General features: G+C 70.2%; 15 protein-coding genes. 6 read left to right on the top strand and 9 right to left on the bottom strand.

What is annotated here, in order from left to right:
* Nucleotides 1-25: 25 nt before the first annotated feature.
* Nucleotides 26-619, bottom strand: a complete 594-nt coding sequence (locus NR792_RS20045) for a TetR family transcriptional regulator (RefSeq protein WP_375754263.1) — start codon at nt 617-619, stop codon at nt 26-28.
* 96 nt (nt 620-715) lie between these two features.
* On the opposite strand from NR792_RS20045, the gene NR792_RS20040 reads away from it, so the two are divergent.
* A complete protein-coding gene (locus NR792_RS20040; RefSeq protein ID WP_375754262.1) occupies nt 716-1,588 on the top strand; it encodes an oxidoreductase in 873 nt (290 codons plus the stop codon).
* A gap of 3 nt (nt 1,589-1,591) precedes the next feature.
* Here NR792_RS20040 and NR792_RS20035 read toward each other — a convergent pair whose 3' ends face one another.
* Nucleotides 1,592-1,966 (bottom strand): GFA family protein, encoded by a 375-nt coding sequence (locus NR792_RS20035; RefSeq protein ID WP_375754261.1) that lies wholly within the window; start codon nt 1,964-1,966, stop codon nt 1,592-1,594.
* Between the two features lie 170 nt (nt 1,967-2,136).
* Between NR792_RS20035 and NR792_RS20030 the strand changes: the two genes are divergently transcribed.
* The 3 genes from NR792_RS20030 to NR792_RS20020 are packed head-to-tail and all read left to right on the top strand — an operon-like array spanning nt 2,137 to nt 4,273.
* Entirely contained in the window at nt 2,137-2,436 is a 300-nt protein-coding gene (locus tag NR792_RS20030; RefSeq protein ID WP_375754260.1) for a hypothetical protein, read from the top strand.
* Nucleotides 2,433-2,720 (top strand): hypothetical protein, encoded by a 288-nt coding sequence (locus tag NR792_RS20025; protein ID WP_375754259.1) that lies wholly within the window; start codon nt 2,433-2,435, stop codon nt 2,718-2,720. The genes NR792_RS20030 and NR792_RS20025 overlap by 4 nt, the downstream gene beginning before the upstream one ends.
* Nucleotides 2,717-4,273, top strand: a complete 1,557-nt coding sequence (locus NR792_RS20020) for a PepSY-associated TM helix domain-containing protein (protein WP_375754258.1) — start codon at nt 2,717-2,719, stop codon at nt 4,271-4,273. Before NR792_RS20025 ends, NR792_RS20020 begins: the two co-directional genes overlap by 4 nt.
* A 740-nt stretch (nt 4,274-5,013) precedes the next feature.
* On the opposite strand, the gene NR792_RS20015 is transcribed toward NR792_RS20020, so the two are convergent.
* Nucleotides 5,014-7,236 (bottom strand): TonB-dependent siderophore receptor, encoded by a 2,223-nt coding sequence (locus NR792_RS20015; RefSeq protein ID WP_375754257.1) that lies wholly within the window; start codon nt 7,234-7,236, stop codon nt 5,014-5,016.
* Nucleotides 7,237-7,430: 194 nt separating this feature from the next.
* Complete coding sequence (gene ileS / locus NR792_RS20010; protein ID WP_375754256.1) at nt 7,431-11,174, bottom strand: isoleucine--tRNA ligase; 3,744 nt, start codon at nt 11,172-11,174, stop codon at nt 7,431-7,433.
* A 167-nt stretch (nt 11,175-11,341) separates the two neighbouring features.
* Between ileS and NR792_RS20005 the strand changes: the two genes are divergently transcribed.
* Nucleotides 11,342-12,514 (top strand): glycoside hydrolase family 26 protein, encoded by a 1,173-nt coding sequence (locus NR792_RS20005; protein ID WP_375754255.1) that lies wholly within the window; start codon nt 11,342-11,344, stop codon nt 12,512-12,514.
* Between the two features lie 10 nt (nt 12,515-12,524).
* On the opposite strand, the gene NR792_RS20000 is transcribed toward NR792_RS20005, so the two are convergent.
* The 5 genes from NR792_RS20000 to NR792_RS19980 form a co-directional block, all read right to left on the bottom strand.
* Nucleotides 12,525-14,111 carry an SDR family NAD(P)-dependent oxidoreductase gene (locus tag NR792_RS20000; RefSeq protein ID WP_375754254.1) on the bottom strand — a complete coding sequence of 529 codons (1,587 nt, stop codon included), beginning with the start codon at nt 14,109-14,111 and terminating at the stop codon, nt 12,525-12,527.
* A gap of 81 nt (nt 14,112-14,192) precedes the next feature.
* Nucleotides 14,193-15,371: a hypothetical protein gene (locus NR792_RS19995; protein ID WP_375754253.1), complete on the bottom strand. Its 1,179-nt coding sequence runs from the start codon at nt 15,369-15,371 to the stop codon at nt 14,193-14,195.
* 103 nt (nt 15,372-15,474) lie between these two features.
* Nucleotides 15,475-15,903, bottom strand: a complete 429-nt coding sequence (locus NR792_RS19990) for a YciI family protein (RefSeq protein ID WP_375754252.1) — start codon at nt 15,901-15,903, stop codon at nt 15,475-15,477.
* Between the two features lie 79 nt (nt 15,904-15,982).
* Complete coding sequence (locus NR792_RS19985) at nt 15,983-16,903, bottom strand: SMI1/KNR4 family protein (protein WP_375754251.1); 921 nt, start codon at nt 16,901-16,903, stop codon at nt 15,983-15,985.
* A 43-nt stretch (nt 16,904-16,946) separates the two neighbouring features.
* Nucleotides 16,947-17,705, bottom strand: coding sequence for an SDR family oxidoreductase (locus tag NR792_RS19980; protein ID WP_375754249.1), 759 nt, complete (start codon nt 17,703-17,705; stop codon nt 16,947-16,949).
* Nucleotides 17,706-17,802: 97 nt separating this feature from the next.
* Between NR792_RS19980 and NR792_RS19975 the strand changes: the two genes are divergently transcribed.
* Complete coding sequence (locus tag NR792_RS19975; protein ID WP_375754248.1) at nt 17,803-18,708, top strand: cupin domain-containing protein; 906 nt, start codon at nt 17,803-17,805, stop codon at nt 18,706-18,708.
* Nucleotides 18,709-18,802 lie beyond the last annotated feature (94 nt).

Raw genomic sequence — 18,802 nt, 5'->3', positions numbered from 1 at the left:
GCTCGGGTCCGCGCCCTGACGGGCCTCACGGCGTGGAGCTGACGGGCGTGACCAGGAGCCGGACCGCCTCCACGACGGAGCGGCGCCGCCGGCGGATCTCCGCGGGCGTGGGCGGGGTGGCGGTGGCGGTGGCGCAGTAGGACAGCGGGAAGGCCCACGTCTTGGACAGCGCCAGCACCAGCGCCAGCAGCTCGTCCGCCGCGAAGTGCTTGGAGACGAGCCCTTCCTTCTGCGCCTTCGCGATGGCGGCCGCCTTGTGCTGGTTGTTGCGCGCGACGGGCTCCGGGATGTCCACGGTGGGGCCGTGCTCCAACTCGTACCAGGTGGCCAGGCGCAGCACCTGCGGCCGGGCCTGGAAGCCGTCGAACAGCCGCCCCGCGTAGGCGGGCAGGTCCGCCGCGTCGATGGGCGTCTCGCGCGCCACCTCCGCCACGTGCGCTTCGAACACGGCGTCGAACAGCTGCTCCTTGCTGCCGAAGTACGAATAGATGAGCGCCTTGTTGCAGCCGGCCGCCGCCGCGATGCGGTCCACGCGCGCGCCCGCGATGCCTCGCTCCGAGAACTCCGCCGCGGCCGCCTCCAACAAGCGCTGCCGGGTCTTCTGCGCGTCGCCAGCCATGCCGCCCCACCATGCCCCAGCCCACTCCGGGTTGCACCCGGTCCGGAGGCCCTTTATATCCATGTAACCAACTGGTTGGTTGAAGGGATTCCCGCCATGAGTGCTTCCCCTGAATCGTCCCGTGTCTGGCTCATCACCGGCTCCTCCCGAGGCCTGGGACGCAGCTTCGCGGAGGCCGTGCTGGCGGCCGGGCACCGGCTGGTGGCCACGGCGCGCAAGCCGGAGCAGCTGTCCTCGCTGGTGGAGCGCTACGGGGACCGGGTCCGCGCGGTGGCCCTGGACGTGACGAACCCGGAGCAGGCGAGGGCGGCGGTGCGCGCGGCGGTGGAGGCGTTCGGCCGCCTGGACGTGGTGGTGAACAACGCGGGCTACGGCAGCCTCGCGCCCATCGAGCAGGTGACGGACGAGGACTTCCGCGCGCAGCTGGACACCAACCTGTTCGGGGTGATGAACGTGACGCGCGCGGCGCTGCCCGTGCTCCGTGAGCAGCGCTCCGGGCACGTCATCCAGGTGTCCTCCATTGGAGGCCGCCTGTCGACGCCGGGGCTGGGCGCGTACCAGGCCGCGAAGTGGGCGGTGGGGGGCTTCTCCGAGGTGCTGGCCAAGGAGACGGCGCCCTTCGGCGTGAAGGTGACGGTGCTGGAGCCGGGCGGCTTCCGCACGGACTGGGCGGGGGCGTCCATGACCATCCCGGACTTCCGGCCGGAGTACGCGCCCACGGTGGGCGTGGTCGCGCGGCACATGCGCTCGCGCACGGGCAAGGAGCCGGGAGACCCGGACCGCGCGGCGCAGGTGCTGCTCCAGGTGGCCGCGATGGCGTCTCCGCCGCTGCACCTGGTGCTGGGCAGCGACGCGTTCGAGCTGTCGCAGGAGAAGCTGGACGCGCTCAAGGCGGAGGACCAGAAGTGGAAGGACCTGTCGCGGTCCACCGACTTCCCGGAGGCCCGAGGGCCGGCCCCGCGCCTCTGACGGCTACCAGAGGTTGCGGCCGTCCACGAACTTCACGGGCACCGCGTCCAGGTCGAGGTCGTCGAACAGGCGCGCGTTGAGGCCCACCTTGAACTGGCCGGGCACGGGCGCGTTGTTCTCCCAGACGGGGATGTCCGACCATGTGCCGCAGCCACACTTCTGGCAGTGGTGGTGCACGACGGGCGCGTTGCGGTCGTACGCGCCCGCCTGTTCGCGGCTCGTGAACTTCACCTGCTCCGGCGGGTAGTAGGCCCAGAGCACGCCGCGCTTGGAGCAGAAGGTGCAGTTGCAGCGGGTGAGGTCCCCGGGCGGCGCGGTCACCTCGAACCGCGTCGCGCCGCAGTGACAGCTTCCCTTCAGGGGCGTGGCTTCGCTCATGCCGCCATCATCCGGAGCGCCACGTTTCCTGGAAGCCGGGGACGCGCACGGTGTCCGTGCGTTGACGCTCGCACCGGGAGCACGGGTGGCCTCCGCCTGCCTTGACAGGCCTGGGGGGCATTCGTGAAAGTGCAAATCATTATCAACATGGAACCAAGAGACGGGGCCCCGTGGTGGCCGCGATGCTGAGCCTGGCCGCGCTGTGCTTCTGCGTGTCGGCGGTGTCGTGGCTGGGCGGTGGTGGCCGCGCGCGGTGGGCCGCGCTGGTGCCGGGGCTCGCGTCGCTGGGGTGCTGCGTGGCCGGCTTTGGGGCGGTGGCGGGGCTGCTGGTATTGCTGGTGCTGGCGATGACGGCGGCCTCGGTGTTGGTGCTGGTGCTCGCTCCCCGGCCTTCGCGTGCGCGGGCCTTCGCGTGGGGGAGTGGCGTGGCGGGACTGGTGCCGGTGGTGCTGATGGGCGTGGGGCGATGAGCGCGGGGCGAGGGGACAAGGCGGCGAACCACTCCGTCGCGCGGACGCTGGCGGTGGTGGTGGGTGCGCCGCTGGTCGCGTTCGCGGTGGGCGCGGCGGTGATGGCCTTCCTGCCGGTGTCGGGGCCATGGGCCTTCGCGTTGGGCTTCCACGTGGTGCTGCCGGTGTGGGTGGGGCTCGCGTGCGCGCTGCCGCTGGCGAGGGATGGCCGGGTGGCGTGGAGCGTGTGCCTGGCGGTGGTGGTGCCTGTCGCGGTCGCGCTGGTCCTGCGAGGCCCGCGATGAAGCTGTCGCCCCGGACGTTCCGCATCCAGTTCGACCTGCATGCGTGGGCGGGCGTCGTCGCCAGCCTGTTCCTGTTCGTCATCTTCTTCTGCGGCGTCTTCGCGATGTTCCGCGAGGAGCTGGAGGTGTGGCAGGAGCCCGCGCTCCACGTCGCGCCGCCCTCGGAGTCGCCGCCGTCGTTCGACGCGATGCTCGCGCGGGTGAAGGAGCAGGGGGCGCTGCCGCGCGGCGCGCACGTGGGGCTGCTCACGCACGAGGAGACGCGCTTCATCACCGCGTACCTCTTCGAGCCCACCGGCATGCGCGTGGTGTGGCTGGATCCGCTCACCGGCACCGCGCTGCCGGAGCGCAGCCGCCTGGCCAGCGAGCTGTACTGGATGCACTTCTTCTACCGGGTGCCATGGGGGATGGAGTTCTCCGGCCTGGTATCGGTGGCGCTGCTGGTGGCGCTGGTCAGTGGTCTGTGGATCCACCTGAAGGACCTGCGGGCGCAGTGGTGGCGCTTCCGGCCCACGGTGAAGCCGCGCTTCTCCGCGTCGGACGCGCACAAGGTGCTGGGCGTCTTTGGATTGCCATTCACCGCGATGCTGGCGTGGACGGGGGCGGTGCTGTGTCTGGCGGGGCTGGCCGCGCAGGGCTTCGGGAGCGCGGTGTACCGGGGGCAGGCGGACCGGGTGACGCAGCTGCGCGGCTACAGCGTGCCGGTGCGGGCGGCGTCGGGGAAGGACGCGCCGATGCTGTCGCTGGATGCGGTGGTGGACGGCGCTCGAGCGTCGGTGCCGGGCGCGGAGGGAACGCCCCGGTACGTGGAGCTCCACGACTACGGCGATGCGAACGGCTGGGCGGGCGTGTACTTCCAGCTGGCTCCGCTGGGGCCGGACCACTTCGCGCACGTGGACACGGTGAAGGGGGAGACGTTCGGGACGAGCGTGGAGTCCCGCACGCCGAACTTCAGCTTCGAGCGGCTCCTCTTCGACCTGCACGCAGGCCGGTTCGCGGAGGCGCTGATGAAGCCGCTCTACGCGCTGCTGGGGTTGGCGATGTGCGCGGTGATCATCACGGGCAACCTCATCTGGTTGGAGCGCCGGGACCCGCTGCGGACGCGCCGGGGCAACCGCGTGCTGGAGCGGCTGACGGTGGGCGTGTCCGCCGGGCTCGCGTTCGGCACGGCGGTGTACTGCGCCGCGAACCGCCTGTTGCCGTGGACGCTGGCGCGGCGTGGGGACTGGGAGTTCGGCCTGTTCCTGGGAGCGTGGGCGCTCGCGGTCGTCATCGCGCTCGTGCCGAGCGGTTCATCACGGCGCGTGGGCAGCGTGCTGTGCGCGGTGGCCGCGGTGCTGTTCGGCGCGGTGGTAGCAGGCGACGTCGTGACACAGGACGTGAACCTGTTCACGGCGCTGTCGCGGGGGCTGCCTCCGGTGTTCGTGGCGGAGGCGTTCCTGGCTGCGATGGCGCTGGGCTGCGGTGGGCTCGCATGGGGACTGCGCAGGCGGAAGACAGCGGAGCCCGTACGCAGTGGCGCAGCCTCCGAAGGGCCCTTCGTCAAAGCGTAACCGTGGGGGCTGACATGCGCGCGAGACGCGCCGGGCCTCGGCCCCATGCTGTACCCCTCCTGGCCGACGCGGTCCTCCAAACCTGTCCGACAGTCGGACAGGTTTTACTGGCCCGGCTGCTGCGGAGCCCGTCCTGACCACGGCCTGCTCAACTGGTCCGACAGTCGGACAGGTTCGCAGCCCGGATGTGGCGGGAGCACTCCGGGCAGCGGTCCTCCCAACTGGTCCGACAGTCGGACAGGTTTCCGTGGCGCGGATGGAGTGGGAGGAGTCCCAGCTGCGGACCTCCAAACCTGTCGGACAGTCGGACAGGTTTCCGCGGTTCGGATGTGGCGGATGCACTCAGCCGCCCCGGGGGATGCGGTCACCCAAACCTGTCCGACAGTCGGACAGGTTCGTGCTGAACGGGCCGCCGGGCGGCTCTCCGGGCGGCACCGGGTTCCCAAACCTGTCGGACAGTCGGACAGGTTCGTGCGGTGCGCCGCCGACGGGGAGTCCTCGCGGGATTCTCACCTTCTCATCCAAGGGGGCGGGCTTCGTGTCCGGGGCTTGATGTGCCGGAAGGAGCCGCCGTCGGCACGTGACCGTGGGCCTGCGCGGCCCGGGGCGCGGCATCCGGGAACGACATGGGGCCCTTCCTGGCGGAGACGTGCCAGGCGAGGGCCCCATCCATGAGACAGCGTGTGACTGGCCCTTCCAGTGGTGATGCTCCGGAAGGGCCCTTCAACTCCGTGTGACGGCTACCAGGTGTAGCCGACGGTGGCGGACGCGCGGCGGCGCTCGCCGTAGAAGCAGGCCGCCGCGGAGCTGCATGAGGACACGTAGGTCTTGTCCCCCAGGTTGGAGGCGTTGATGGCCGCGCGCCACGGGCCGCGCTCGTAGTGCACGCTCGCGTCCACCAGCGTGAAGCCCGGGACCTCCAGCGTGTTCTCCCGGTCCGCGTAGGAACTGCCCACGCCGCGCACTCCCGCTGCCGCTCCGAAGCCTCGCAGCGCACCGTCCTGGAACGTGTAGTCCAGCCACAGCGACGCCAGCACCTCCGGCACTCCCACCGGACGCTTGCCCAGCTCCAGGTCCGCGCCTTCCGTGATCTCCAGCGAGTACAGCGACGCGGAGCCAATCAGGCTCAGCCCGTGAATCAGCGTGGCGTTGGCCTCCACCTCGAAGCCGCGCGAGCGGACCTCGCCAATCTGCAGCTGGTTGAAGGCACCATCCGTCGTCACGAAGTTCTGGCGCTTCAGCTCGAACAGCGACAGGCCCACCAGCACCGGGAGCGCGTCCGGCTGGTACTTCACACCCGCCTCCACCTGCTGGCCCTTCTCCGGCTCGAACACCGAGCCGTCCGACTTCGTCCCGGCCACCGGGTTGAACGACTTCGAGAAGCTGACGTACGGCGCGAGGCCGAAGTCGAACCGGTAGAGCAGGCCCGCACGGCCACTGAAGGCGCTCTCGCTGCCGTCGTAGCTGGACGTGGGCGCAAGCTCGTTGTCCACGTCCATGCCCACCCAGTCATGGCGCCCGCTCAGCGTCAGGCTCAGCCGGTCCGCGAAGCGCAGCTGGTCCTGGAGGTAGACGCCCAGCTGGTCCTGCGTGGAGCGGTTCAGCGTGTAGCGCGACTCCGTGGGCGAGTAGTCGCCGCGCACGGGGTTCAGCAGGTCCAGCGGCGCTCCTGCCTCGTAGCCCTGCTCGTCGTCCAGGCGGTAGTTCTTGAAGTCCACGCCCGCCAGCACCGTGTGGCGCACGGGGCCGGTGCTGAAGCGCGCCTCGCCCTGGGTGTCCACCGTGAAGAGGTTCGCGCGCGGCCGGGTGACGAAGTTGCCTCGGGAGAGCTGCGCGTCCGCCGGCTCGCCCGCGTAGCCCACGCCGTAGAGCGTCTGGAAGTCCAGGTCCAGGTGCGCGAAGCGCAGGTTCTGCCGCAGCGTGAAGGTGTCGTTGAAGCGGTGGGAGAACTCGTAGCCCGCCCAGGACTGGTTGCGCTGGAAGTGGTCCAGGCTCTTGTCGCTGGTGAAGAGGTCCGTGGGGATGCGGCCATAGGGTGCGTCCACCACGGTGCCCACGTAGGGCAGGAAGTTCTGTCCCTGCGTGCGGTCCGCCAGGAAGCTGCCGTGCAGCGTCAGCGACGTGCGCTCCGACGGCGCCCAGGTGAGGGCCGGCGCGATGAACAGCCGGTTGTTGTCCGTGTCCTCCACCTGCGTGCCGCCGCCGCGCGCCAGCGCCGTCACCCGGTAGCGCCAGTGGTTCCCCGAGTCGATGGCGCCGCCCAGGTCCACGCCCACGTAGCCGTTGGCGAACGTGTTGCCACCCACCTCCACGTGCCGCACGGGGCTCTCCACGGGCGGGCGCTTGCCCGTCATGTTGAGCAGTCCGCCCGGAGACGTGCCGCCGTACAGCACGGAGGAGGGGCCGCGTACGGCCTCCACGCGCTCCAGGCCGAAGGTCTCCAGGCGCCAGGTGGCGAAGCTGCTGGAGTAGAGCTGGAGCCCGTCCAGGAAGTAGCCGCCCTCCTGCGACGTGAAGCCGCGAATCAGGAACCAGTCGTTGCGCGGATCCGCGCCGAACGTGTCCGAGCGCACGCCCGGCGTGTAGCGCGTGGCCTCCGTCACGGACTGCGCCTGCTGCGCGTCCATCTGCGCCCGGCCCACCACGGACACCGACTGCGGCGTGTCGAGCAGCGCCGCGTCCGTCTTCGTGCCGCTGGCGCTGCGGCGCGCGGTGTAGCCCTTCACCGGGCCCCGGGCGCGCTCGCTGTCCACCGTCACCGTCGGCAGGACGTAGAGCTCGTCATCCCTCGGGTCCTGCGCGGGAGCGGCAGGCTGCGCGGGCGCGGGGGACTCCGGAGCCGGGGACTCCTGGGGCGCCGCGGGCTCCTGCGCCAGGGCAGGGGAGGCGAGGACGGCGAACGAGGCGCCAAGCAGCACCCCCGGGACGAGGCGGCGCGGACGGCTTCGATTCTGGATGGGCATGTTGAGAATGATTTGCGAAGTCAGAGGGGCGCCCATCGCGTAACACGCGCCCCCTGACGCGGCAAGCCGGGAGTCACCCGGGAGGCGCCCACGCCCTCCCGGTCCTCCCGGCTCCACACCGGATGTCTGCATTCAAAGCCCCGGGGAGGTGACTCCCCGGAGCTGTCCTTCCCTGTGCTCCGGAGGTCCGGGGCTCAGGCGCGCTCGACGCGGAGCTTCGCGGGCAGGCCGTTGAGGCTGGCCTCTTCCTCGGTGCCGGTGAGGCCCTGGGGGCCCACGTGGATTTCGGCGGCCAGCGTCTCGCGGGCAATCTCCTCGCGGGCCGCGTCGACGACGCGCTTCACGCGGTCATCGCCGTCCACCCACAGGCGGATGCGGTCGGTGTAGCCCAGGTTCATGTCCTTGCGGCTGCCCTGCACGCGCGCCAGCAGCTCGCGCACCAGGCCTTCGTCCACCAGGGCCTCGGTGAGCTGCGTGTGCATCACGACCACGCCCACGTTCCCGCCCGCGGCGGCGTAGCCCGGCTGCGCCTCCACCAGCGTCTCCAGCTCCTCGGCGGGGAAGACCATGTCCTCGCCGCCCACGTTCAGGGCCACCTTGCCCGTCTGGAGCAGTTCCTGGTGCAGCGCGCGGCCATCACCGGAGTCGAACGCCTTGCGCACCGGCGCGAGCTTGGGGCCCAGCCGGCTCCCCATGGCGCGCAGGTTGGGGCGCACGCGGTAGCGCACCACGTCCGCCTCCGGGCTGCCCGGCTCCACCAGCTTCACGGTGTGCACGTTCAGCTCGTCGGAGATGAGCGCCTGGTACACCGCCACGCGCTCCGTCAGCTCGCGGCGCGACAGGATGACGTCCGCGCGCGACAGCGGCTGGCGCACCTTGAGCCGGTTGTCCGTGCGGACCTTGAGGCCCAGCGACACCAGCTCGCGCACCGCGCCCATCTCCGCGGCCAGCCCCTCGTCGATGAGGCTCGCGTCCACGTCCGGGAAGCGCGCCAGGTGCACGCTCTCCGGCTGCGACGCGCCCCACGGCTTGCCCACCAGGTTGCCCCACATCTCGTCCGCGAAGAACGGGATGAAGGGCGCGGACAGCGCGGTGATGGTCGTCAGCGCCTCGTAGAGCGTGAAGTACGCGTCCTGCTTGTCCTGCTCGAAGCCCGGCGCCCAGAAGCGCTCGCGGCTGCGGCGCAGGTACCAGTTGGACAGCGCGTCCACCAGCGCCACCATCCGCTGGGCCGCGTCGTAGACCTGGTACGTGTCCAGCGCCCTGGCCACGTCGCGCAGGGTGAGCTGCACCTCGGAGAGGATCCACCGGTCCAGCACCGGCCGGGCCTTCACCTCGCGCCAGCCCTGGCTCTTGCGGATGGCCAGCCACGGGGCCTCCGTGGAGCCCGCGTTGCCCTTCGCCGGGTGGAACCCGTCGATGTTCGCGTAGATGGTGAAGAACGAGTAGACGTTGCGCAGCTTGACCTGGAAGTCCTTCTGCAACAGCCGCACGTTCGCCAGCGAGTGGCGCGTGTTGGACCAGGTGGGGCTGGCCGCGTAGAAGAACCACCGGAACGCGTCCGCGCCCGGCGCCTTGGTGGCGGGGTCCTTGAGCACCACGCGCTCCGTGGGCGCCAGCCGGGGCACCTCCACCGGCATCACGTCCGCGCCGCGCGCGGAGGGCTTCACGTCCAGCTGCTGCAGCTCCTGCGGCGCCAGCAGCACCACGCGGCGCTTGAGCTTCTTGTGCACCTTCACCGTCACGGTGACGGGCGCGTCCGGCCGGTCCGGGCGGAAGAGCTGCACCTTCGCGCCCTCCTGCGTGTCCAGGCCCTCCAGGTCCTCGCGCGCGATGAGCGCCACGCCGGCTTCCGCCGGGACGCCGGCCTCCGTGGCGGTGAGCACCGCGAAGTCCATGCGCACCTCGTCCAGGATGATCTCCGGCGGGGTGTAGTTGCCCTTGGACTTGGACTCCTTCTTGCCCTCCTTGTCGGAGACGTGGCCCAGCACGATGCAGCTCTTGTACGGCATGGGCCACTCGCGCTTGGGGCTCAGGCCCATGCGCTTCTGCGTCTCCTCGTCGAAGAGCAGCGTGCTGACCATCAGCAGCGAGTAGAACCAGCCGCGCGTCTGGTCGATGGCCTCGGAGATGAAGTCCGCCGGAAAGGCCCGGTTGAAGATCTCCTGCGAGCCCTGCGCGTGCGGGAAGCCCCACTGCGCGAAGGGCATGCAGCCGGAGTCGAACCACACGTCCACCACTTCGGGGACGCGCTGGAACTTCCCGCTGGCGCCGGCCTTCTCGTACGTGACCTTGTCGATCCACGGCTTGTGGACCAAGAGGTGCTCCGCGTTGGACTCGTGCGGCTTGCCGGCGAGGAACGCCTTCAGCTCCGCTTCGACCGCGGCCACGTTGTTGCCCGGCTTCTGGCGCAGCTCCGCGATGGAGGCCACGGCCTCCGTCTCACCCGTTTCCGAGTGGATCCACAGGGGCAGCGGCGTGCCCCAGTAGCGCTCGCGCGACAGGGCCCAGTCCACGTTGTTGGCGAGGAAGTCGCCGAAGCGGCCGTCCTTGATGTTCTCCGGCACCCAGTTGACCTGCTGGTTGTTCGCCTTGGCCTGCTCGATGACGGAGGTGGTGCGGATGTACCAGGCGGGGCGGGCGTACTGGATGAGGGGGTCTTCATCCGCGCGCCAGCAGAAGGGGTACTCGTGGCGGTACTGCTCCGTGTGGATGAGCAGCCCGCGCTCCTTCAGGTTGCGCTGCAGGTCCTTGTCCGCGTCCTTCACGAAGCGGCCGGCGACCAGGGGCACCTCTTCGGAGAACGTGCCGTCCGGCTTCACCGCGCAGCGCATGCCCAGCGCTTCCGGGTCCTGGAAGCGCGTGGCGTCCTTGCGGTAGGCCCGGTAGTCGTCCTCGCCAAAGGCGGGGGCCGTGTGGACGATGCCCGTGCCGCTGTCCAGCGTGACGAAGTCCGCCGGAATCACGCGCCAGCCCACCGTGTCCTGGCCGCCGTCCTTCAGGGGCAGCGTGGCGTCCGCCTCCTTCGCGAAGTACGTGTCGAAGGGCGGCGTGTAGCGCTTGCCCACGAGGTCGCTGCCCTTCTGCGTGGCCAGCACGGGCAGGTCCTTCTTCAGCTTCTTGGCCAGCTCCTCGCGCAGCGCGGCCGCGAGGATGAGCTTGCGGTCGCCCGCGTCCACCGTGACGTAGTCCACGGACGGGTTCACCGCCGCGTACATGTTGGACGGCAGCGTCCAGGGCGTCGTCGTCCAGATGAGCAGCGACGTGTCCGGAGCATCGCGCAGCGGGAAGGCCACGTAGACGCTGGGGTCGTCCACCGTCTTGTAGCCCAGGCCCACCTCCGCGGCGGACAGCGCGGTGCCGCCGCGCGGCCACCACCACACCACCTTGTGGCCCTGGTACAGCAGGCCCTTCTTGTAGAGCTCGGAGAGCGCCCACCACACGCTCTGCACGAAGCCCCGGTGGTAGGTGACGTAGGCCTCGTTGAGGTCCACCCAGAAGCCGATGCGCTGGGTCAGCCGCTCCCACTCGGAGGTGTAGCGGAACACGGACTCGATGCAGCGCTCCGTGAAGGGCTCCACGCCGTACTTCTCAATCTCCGCCTTGCCGTGGATGCGGAGCTCCTTCTCCACCTCCACCTCCACCGGCAGGCCGTGCGTGTCCCAGCCCGCCTTGCGCGGCACGTAGTGGCCCCGCATGGTCTGGTAGCGCGGGAACAGGTCCTTGATGACGCGCGTGAGGACGTGGCCGTTGTGGGGCAGGCCGTTCGCGGTGGGCGGGCCTTCGTAGAAGACGAAGGAGGGCTTGCCTTCGTTCGCCTTGAGCGATTTCTCGAAGATGCCGCGCTCCTTCCAGAAGGCCAGGATGCGGCGCTCCTCGGCCGGGAAGTCCATCTCCACGGGGACCGCGTTGAACAGGGGCGAAGGCGTTTCAGGCATGGTGGCGTGCTTGATACCACCGGCCCGGCCCTTTGGCAGTGAATCCAGGCCCTTGCGAACCCGCCCGCACGCCGGTGGACAGATTCGCCTAGCCTGAAATCCGTGTAATTCCGGCTCGCGGGGTGGCACCCTGGCCGCTCCCCGGGCAGCCATTGGAGGACCTCCACGTGACGCACGTCCCCCCGAAGCCATCCCTCTCCTTCCTCCTGGCGGCGCTGGTGCTGTGCCTGGGCGCGGGCACCGCCAGCGCGCAGGTGTCCCGGACGCTGAGCACGCCGGGCCCCACGGCGCAGGCGCAGAAGGTCTACAACCTGCTGACGGACCTGGAGAACCACAGCCGCAACGGTGGGACGAAGCAGACCATCCTGGGGCAGCACTGCGAGGCCCAGAAGGAGGCCTACGCGGGTGAGTACTGGGTGAAGGTGGGGGACCTCTCCGGCCGCCGCCCGGGCTTCGTGGAGTTCGACTTCGGGCCGGGCAACAACCGCAACACCTACGCGGAAGCGTACGTGGACTACGCGGTGGGCTTCGCGCGCGACCGCTTCATCTATGGCGAGGGCATCGTGGGGTTCAGCTTCCACATGTCCTATCCGGGCGCGCCGGTGAAGAGCTGGCCGAACAACTTCCGGCAGTCCTGGATGGACTACAACTGGTTCGGCCGGGTCATCAACTGGCAGGCGAACACGGCGGAGTACCAGGCGCTGCTGAGGGACTTGTCCTTCGCGGCGGACAAGCTCGCGTACCTCCAGCAGCAGGGCGTGCCGGTGCTGTTCCGTCCCTTCCACGAGATGAACAAGAAGGGGAGCGCGTCGCCGTTCTGGTGGGCGAACCAGGACCCGGCCCAGTACAAGCAGCTCTGGAACATCGCGCATGACTACCTGGTCAAGACGCGCGGCTTGAAGAACCTCGTCTTCGTCTGGTCGCCGTACGAGTGGGACGGCACCTACGGCGGCGACCCGTGGAACTACTACCCGGGCAACGACCGCGTGGACGTGGTGGCCGTGGACATCTACCACGGCAATCCCTACTTCCCGGCGCAGTTCTACACGGGGCTCGCGGGCTACAACAAACCGCGCATGGTGGCGGAGACGGACAAGCTGCCGGTGCGCTGGGGCGACAGCCGCTACGGCACGGTGTCCGAGTTGGACGCGCGCCCGTGGGCCATCTACTCCATCTGGGGTGACTCGCTCGTCTACAACCTGGGCACGACGAGCCCCAACGACTGGAACGTGTCCAGCGGCTACAAGGCCATCAAGGACACGTATGGGTATTACAGCACGTACTGGCGCGTGCTGACCGGCGGGAGCAACGCGACCTACAACTGGGGCGCGCTGCGCTGAGGGCCGCGCGTCACCAGTCCGTGGGGCGGTAGTCCTTGAAGAAGTTGCCCCAGACGCATTCGCCGGTGTTCACTGCGGTCATGATGGGGTCCACCACGCGCGCGGCCCCGTCCACGATGTCCAGCGGGGGCTGGAAGTCCAGCTCCAGCGTCTTGCGGTCGGCGAAGCGGGCGGGGTCCTCGTCCGTCACCCAGCCGGTGTCCGCCGCGTTCATGAAGATGTTGTCGCGCGCGTAGTCCGGCGCGGACGTCAGCGTCATCATGTTCAGCGCGGCCTTGGCCATGTTGGTGTGCGGGTGCCGGTCCGTCTTCGTCCAGCGGGAGAAGCTGCCCTCCATCGCGGACACGTTGACGATGTGGCCCGGCCGCGAGCGGTCCTTGAGCATCAGCGGCTTGAGCTTCCCGCACAGGATGAAGGGCGCCACCGCGTTCACCAGGTGCACCTCCAGCATCTCCGCGGTGCGCACCTCCGACAGCTTGAGGCGCCAGGAGTTCGTGGCCCGGAGGTCCACCTGCTGGAGGTCCGCGTCCAGCCTTCCCTGCGGGAAGAGGGCGCGCGTGTCGCCCTCCTGCTCCATGGCGTAGGGCAGCAGCGATAGCGCCGCGGAGGAGTGGATGCCCAGCGCGGGGTCGCTGCTGCGCCAGGTGGCGGCGGGCAGCGACGTGTGGCCCGTGTCGCCCGAACCCAGCACGGGCCGGAGCGCGGCGACGCAGGCCTCGTGGCCCGCGAGCAGCGGGCGCAGCTGGGGGGACAGCGTGCTCACGTCGCGCAGCTCGCCGTCCAGCAGGTGCTGGTAGAAGCCCGGCGGCCGGCGCACGGTCTGCGCCGCGTTGTTGATGAGGATGTCCAGCCGCTCATGCGTCTGTTCAATGTGGCGCGCGAACAGCTCCACGCTGGGCGCGTGCCGCAGGTCCAGGCCGTGCACCTGGAGCCGGTGGGCCCAGTCCGCGAAGTCCGGCTCGCGCGCGTAGCGGTGCACCGCGTCCTGGGGGAAGCGCGTGGTGGCGATGACCGTGGCGCCCGAGCGCAGCAGCATCAGCGACGCCTGGAAGCCAATCTTCACCCGCGCGCCGGTGATGAGCGCCACCTGGCCATTCAGGTCCGCGCGCTGCGTGCGCCGGGCGTAGTTGAGGTCCCCGCACGGGATGCACATGGCGTCGTAGAAGAAGTGGACCTTGCGGAACTCCACCTTGCACACGTAGCACTTGCGCGGCACTTCGAGCAGGCGCTCCGGCGTCGCTTCCGGCGGCGGCGCGGGCAGCACGGGCAGCGTCAGCACCGGCGCCTTGCGCAGCACGCGGATCTCCGTGCTGGAGCGCACGGCGCGGTCGTTGGCGCGCAGCACGTCCTTCTTCTCCTTGCGGAGCGCGTTGACCATCCGCGACTTCGTGGCCTTGTCCGGGTGGATGAGCCGGCCCGCGGCGGCCATCAGCGCGTGGTGGTCCTCCTGGGGGAGGTGGTGCAGGAGCGCGCGGTGCTCGGCGAGCGTGCCGAGCAGCGCCGTGGCGCGGCGCACGTCCTCCACGGAGACGTCGGGGGGCAGGGCCGGGTCGGTGGCGGACGCGGGCGGGAGGTTCTCGACGGCCGGGTTCTTCACGCCCTGGTGCTTACCCTCCCGGGCGCTCCAGGGAAAGGCGCGGCTCACGCGGGCTTGGAGGGCGGGCGGCCGGGCCTCGTGTCAGCCCAGGCCCAGGCGGGGGAGCGTCACCTCGCGCACGCGGGGGATGCGGAAGCGGTAGAGGAACGCGTCCGCGAAGTAGTGCGCCAGCACCACGCCGTTGGTGGCGAGGACGCCCAGCGACCACAGCGGCTGCTGCTTCAGCAGGAACGCGGTGGCCGCGCCCTGCGTCGCCCCGTCCACCAGCGTGACGAAGGGGCTGTTGGCCACGCCCACCAGGATGATGGGGGCCATCAGGGCCAGCATCGCCGCCCACACGCGCGGGCCGCGCAGGCGAGCCGTGGCTTCCGAGGGCGTGGGCTGGAGCATCCGGCCGGTGAGGAAGAAGTACTCCAGGCCGTGGATGCCCGCGCTCAGGATGGCGCCCCACAGCGGCCACACGAGGTACACCGCCACCACCGCCACGTGCGCCAGGACGTAGACGCGCCGGGGGCCACTCTGGCCTGGGGGCTGGCCCGGAGGCCCGCGCAGCGCGAGCACCAGCTTCGCCGCGAAGACGCCCCAGACGGCGAGCAGCACCCAGGTGAGGCCATGCGGCAGGGAGCCGCCCTCCGCCTGGCCGATGTTGATCATCGGCCGCGAGCCCAGGGCGTCGGTGACGGGCAGGGCCAGCGAGCGGAGCATCATCAGCGCCAGCGCGACGGGCACGAAGTGGCGCTGGAGCGTGCGCTCGGACTCGGACAGCGGCGGGGCGCCCGCGGCGCGGGCCTTCAAGCCGTGCAGCGCCCACAGGCCCTTCACCTGCGACAGCGTGTGGTGCGCGGCCAGGACGTGGATGCCCGCGCCCAGGAGCAGCGCGAGGAGCGGGGCGTGCGCGTCCGCGTACCAGAGCAGCCCGAAGGTGAGGAGGAACACCGCCGACGAGCCGCCCACGAGCAGCCGGGACTGGGAGGGCGTGGTGTGCAGCAATTCGCGCCGGGTGCCCACCAGCAGGAAGGTGAGGATGACGTGCGTGCCGTTGAGGAAGACGTACTGCGACGTCCACCGGCCGATGACCTGGGCGAACCCCTGCGAGCCCTCGCCGGTGAGGCTCGCGAGCCAGACGGAGGCGAGGAGCAGCAGCGTGGGCAGCAGCAGGATGCTCAGGTCCGCCCGGGGCGAGAAGAGCCACAGCCCCTGGAAGCGCAGGGACGCCGGGGCTCCGGAGGCTTCAAGCGCGGGGGCGGGCAGGGTGGACATGCGCGCGGCAGTATAGACGCGGGCGGGACGGGGAGGCTCCAGCGGGCCTCCTTCCATGGCCAGCGGGCGGGGAGGCTCAGGGCGCTCCCACGTCACGGAGGGGTCACGACGACTTCTTGAAGGTCTGGCTCCAGGTGGGGGCCACCTTCTCGATGAGCGCCACCAGCTCCGGCGGGATGTCGCCGGTGCCCGTGAGGGGGCGGACCTCCATCACGTCGTCGTTGCCCATCCCGCCCGGATAGCGGCGGGCCCACGCGATGGCTTCCTCCTTCGACGCCACCTCCAGCACGTAGAAGCCGCCGATGAGCTCCTTCGTCTCCGCGTAGGGGCCGTCCTTCACGGTGGACTTCCCGTCCTTGAAGACGACGTGCGCGCCCGGGGAGGGACTGAGGCCCTCGGAGGCGATGAGCACGCCGGCCTTGTGCATCTCCTCGTTGAACTTCATCTGCGCGATGAAGACGGCCTCGTCGAACGGGGCGTCCGAGTGCGTGGGCTCGATGGTGGACGGGCGGGGGATGAGCATGAAGCGCATGGGACTCCTGGGGAAGGTGTGGCTCCATCCGCACGACGAACGGCCGCGCGGCGGATCGACACGGGACTTCAGGGACGGGTCACTTCTTCAGGACCGGGGCGCGGAGGTCCTCGGGCGCCGGGATTGGGACTGGGGTCGGTTTCCCTGTCCTGACCGGGGCGCTGGGTTCCTCCGCGGGCCGGATGATGACCTTGGTCGGTCCGTCGATCACGTCGCGGGTGACGCCCCGTGTCTTCAACGCCACCAGGTCATCCGTCAGGTGTCCTTCACGGCTGAAGCCAAAGATGTTCCGGGTGCCCTTCTCGTTCGTGAAGACGGCCTTCTTGACGTCCGTCTTCGCGAGCTGCGCGTTGATGCGCCGGAGGAAGTCCGTCAGGTCCCTGGCGATGACATGGTGCACGTATTCGCGGGTGCCGAAGTTGATGATCTGCCCCTTTTGTCCCTTCGGCCCGGGCGCGAAGTCGTAGCCGAGGAAGTCCCCCTGGGTGTCGGTGAAGAGGGGAATCCACTGGCGGACGAGGAAGTGGTCCTGGACCGTTCCCGGTTTGAAGGAACGGGTCTGCCAGTCCGCGTCCGCGAGCCCCTCGATTCCGGGGAGCACGTCCTGCTTCCAGAAGAAGGAGATCTGCTGGAGGGAGAGGAAGGAGTGTCCCAGCATGCTTCCTTCGTCGCCGAAGGGGTCCTGCTCACCGTTGTTCTCCAGGTAGAGCTGCTTGAAGTCCTCGGGCAGCTTGACGCCCAGCTCGGCCTCCAGTGCCTGGATTTGCGCGAGGGTGGCGGGGCCGTTGAGCTGCGCGTGGTACGCCGGAACGTTGCGCCGCAGCCAGGCCTTGTACTTCCGCCACTCCTGGAGGACCGCGGGGACCTGCTTGCCTTGCGCGACGGTCGTCCGGGTGGACTCCGGCGCGGGCTGGGCCTGGACGCGGCCCACGGCGCTCAGCGAGAGCAGCAGCGTGGTTACAAGAAGCAGGGAGCGTGGGCTCAGGACCGTCATGGGCATGGGGACCTCAGGAGGCGGGACTCCTGAAGCATACCCTCCGGGCTCAGCGCTGGTTGGCCATGGCCACGGCATCCGCGCCCGCGGGTAGGCGGAGTGGAGCCGACGGGTCGTTCACCGCGCGCCAGATGACCTCCGCCACGTCCTGCGACCGGGTGACCGGTCCCGAGGCATGCGCCGTCCTCTGCTCGAAGATGCCCCGCACGAAGCCGGCGTACGCCTCCGGGACGGTGACGCCCTGGTCCTGCATCCGGGCCTGTGCGTTCTGCCCGAAGGGCGTCTCCGGGGACCGTCCCGGAATCACCAGGCTCACCCGCACATTGAAGGGCTGGAGCTCCAGCGCGAGCGATTCCGTGAATGCGTTGAGCGCCGCCTTGCTCGCGGTGTAGACGGCGAGCAGCGGGAGCGGCTTGAACGTCGTGCCCGACGAGACGTTCACGATGACCCCCGCCTTCCGCTGCCGGAATCCGGGCAGGAACGCCTGCGTCACCGCCATCACGCCGAAGGTGTTCGTCTCGAAGATGCCGCGAACCGTCTCCATCGAGGTGCCTTCGAAGACGCCCATCAGGCCGACGCCCGCGTTGTTGACCAGCACGTCGATGGGGCCGGCGGACTCCACCAGCTCGCGGATGCTGTGTGGCTGGGTGACGTCGAGCGGGAGCACGCGCAGGTGCTCGGAGCGGGGCAGCACGTCCTCGCGCGGCGTGCGCATCGTGGCGATGACCTTCCAGCCACGCTCGAGGAAGGAGCGGGCGGTGTCGAGGCCGAAGCCGGATGAGCAGCCGGTGATCAGGATCGTCTTCATGGTGTCTCCTGGGAGGTGACTTCGGTGACGGATATACGGAGCGGGATCCGGACCTGCTACAACAGGGAGTCCAGATTTCATTCGCAGGAGTCCGGCCATGGTGGATCCCCTCGCGCAAGTGGTCACGCTGCTCCAGCCGGGCGCGCCGTTCTCGAAGCTCGTCAGCGCGGCGGGCCGCTGGAGGGTGCGGCGCGCGGAAGCGGGGCGGCCCTTCTACTGCGCGGTCCTCATGGGACGGATGCGCCTGGCCATCGACGGACGCGAGCCGGTCATCCTCGAGAAGGGGGACTTCGTCCTGATCCCCGCGGCGTTCGACTTCACGACGACGAGCGTCGAGCCGCCGAAGGGGAAGCACGAGACGCCTCGCATCGTCTTGCCCGATGGTGAAATCAGGAACGGCGATCACCATGGCCCGCCGGACGTCCGGCTGATGGTGGGGTACTGCGTCTTCGCCTCTCCGGACGCGAGCCTGCTCGTGTCGCTCCTGCCCCAGTTCGTGCACATCCGCGGCGAGCAGCGGCTCTCCACCCTCGTGGAGCTCCTGCGGGAGGAGTCGCGCGAACGGCGGCCCGCGCGCGAGGTCATCCTCGCCCGCCTCATGGAGGTGCTCCTCATCGAAGCGCTCCGCTCCACGGCGGGCACCGCCGCGTCGCCGGGCCTGCTGCGTGGGCTCGCCGATGAGCGCCTGGCCGTCGCCATCCGCCGGATGCACGAGCACCCGACCCGGGCGTGGACCGTGGCGCAGCTGGCGAAGGAGGCCGCGCTGTCCCGTTCGACGTTCTTCGAGCGCTTCAGCCGCGCGGTGGGCGTCGCCCCGATGGAGTACCTGCTCGGCTGGCGCATGGCCCTGGCGAAGGACCTGCTGCGGCGCAAGACGGAGATCACCGTCGCCGAGGTCGCGGAGCAGGTCGGCTACAGCTCCGCGAGCACCTTCAGCGTGGCCTTCACCCGCCACGTCGGACGGCCGCCCACGCATTACGCGCGGGCGCAGGTGGCGCCGTGATACCCGACCGACATGGCGGGCAACCGGGCGGCCGGGCCCCGGGCGGACACCCTGGAGGGACGCCGGACGCGGCCCCATGGGTCGGACCCGGGTG

Source organism: Corallococcus exercitus (genome assembly GCF_042231735.1).
GTDB lineage: Bacteria > Myxococcota > Myxococcia > Myxococcales > Myxococcaceae > Corallococcus > Corallococcus exercitus_B.
Note: the sequence above shows the minus strand (reverse complement) of the source record. Positions and strands in the feature narration are given on the sequence as shown.